At 26.0% G+C, this 1,442-nt stretch carries 3 protein-coding genes; 2 read left to right on the top strand and 1 reads right to left on the bottom strand.

All coding sequences use genetic code 11. The annotated features are described in order from the left end of the window. Positions 1-33 precede the first annotated feature (33 nt). Positions 34-213 carry a hypothetical protein gene (locus AAV96_RS00085; protein ID WP_046737830.1) on the top strand — a complete coding sequence of 60 codons (180 nt, stop codon included), beginning with the start codon at positions 34-36 and terminating at the stop codon, positions 211-213. Between the two features lie 259 nt (positions 214-472). Here AAV96_RS00085 and AAV96_RS18165 read toward each other — a convergent pair whose 3' ends face one another. Then, complete coding sequence (locus AAV96_RS18165) at positions 473-649, bottom strand: hypothetical protein (RefSeq protein WP_171249095.1); 177 nt, start codon at positions 647-649, stop codon at positions 473-475. A 324-nt stretch (positions 650-973) separates the two neighbouring features. On the opposite strand from AAV96_RS18165, the gene AAV96_RS00080 reads away from it, so the two are divergent. Beyond that, positions 974-1,300, top strand: a complete 327-nt coding sequence (locus AAV96_RS00080; RefSeq protein WP_046737829.1) for a GrlR family regulatory protein — start codon at positions 974-976, stop codon at positions 1,298-1,300. Positions 1,301-1,442 lie beyond the last annotated feature (142 nt).

Below are 1,442 nucleotides of genomic sequence, written 5' to 3'. Positions count from 1 at the left end.
ATGTTTTGATTGATCTAAGGTTAAGGTTTGAAAATGAATATTATCCCAAAAGGAACTCAGTTTATCCACCATTCTAAAGATGGTGGTGAAAACTATTACAAACAAGAGAATGGCGCACTGATGCATTGGTCAAACGAAGTGTGGAAAATCTCTTGCATTCCAGAGCTTAAGGTTATGCAGGAGAATGGTTTTAAATTGACATATATTAATTAGCTAGATAACGGTTAAAAGACGCTAATAAGCGTCTCTTTTTATATTTAAATTTTAATAAAGATAATATTTTAATAGCTCAAATTATCGAAAAATTTTAATAATTATTTTTATAAAACACAGAAATTGTCATTGTCCGAAGCTTCAGACTATATGTTAGATCTGATGGTATTTAATTGGAATATAAATAAATCAGTGCACTAATTTATTTTTAATTATTGAACAGAGAACTAAATAAATTTAGTACACTGTAAATAATAGATTATTTGTTGTTTGGATCAGATTTTTCATTTTGCTCACTCTGTTCGATTTCAGGTTTTGGAGTGAGAACTGGTTGTGGTTGATTAGAAGAATTAATTGGCATATGTGGATGAGCTTTAGATAATTTAGTATCATTATCATTTGTGGTTTTTTGTGAAAAACTTTTAAAACCTGACATTTTAATCTTCTTAATTTCATTATTGAGTAAGCACTATATACTAGTTTATATATGTAAAGTGAAATATTTTTCGTTTAAATGTATGTATATGTATCTATCTTGATATAGATGTGGTTTTAAAAAATAAATCATGTTTTAAGTGTTGATTTGGTTGATTAAATAATATTTAAACTTTTTAAATTAATTTTTTATTGATTTTGTTGCTAGTTATCATTCGCATTCGTTTTTATTAAAAATATAACATTACAATTTATTTAAAGTGGTGATGCATATTAAGTATAGTATATAAATGCTGTATGTTCAGTTTAAAATAATGAGATTTACATGAAAAATGGCATTTATTCGCTGAGTTTTAGGAGCGATGGTAAAAATTTTGGAAGTGGCATTCTTGTGATTGATGATAATTTGGCAAATGGTGGAGATATAACCTATACATACAATGGTGTAGTTAGTGAAAATAGATTGATTTTAAGTCTGAAAAAACACAATTTAGATGTTCATTCTTTTTTTGGAAATTCAGGTGTATTAAAAATTAACTTGAATTTTCATGAGGATAGTCAAGGTTATATGTTAAGTGGGAATGTTGAAAATATGCAATCAATACCACTACTTGTGCAAGCAAAGAAAATTGGCGAACTAGCTTATGAATAGGCTGTAAGTTTTTATTTAAATTAATAATAATCAATCAAGTGAAGATTTTATAAGATTTTTTAACCATGTAAATATCAAAATAAACTCAATTTTTTGGGTTTATTTTTTTACCTATGATTTTTTAAAAATATAAATTTTCCCA

The organism is Acinetobacter sp. AG1 (genome assembly GCF_001005525.1).
In the GTDB taxonomy this organism is placed as follows: Bacteria; Pseudomonadota; Gammaproteobacteria; order Pseudomonadales; family Moraxellaceae; genus Acinetobacter; species Acinetobacter modestus.
This window is presented reverse-complemented; position numbering and strand designations above follow the sequence as displayed.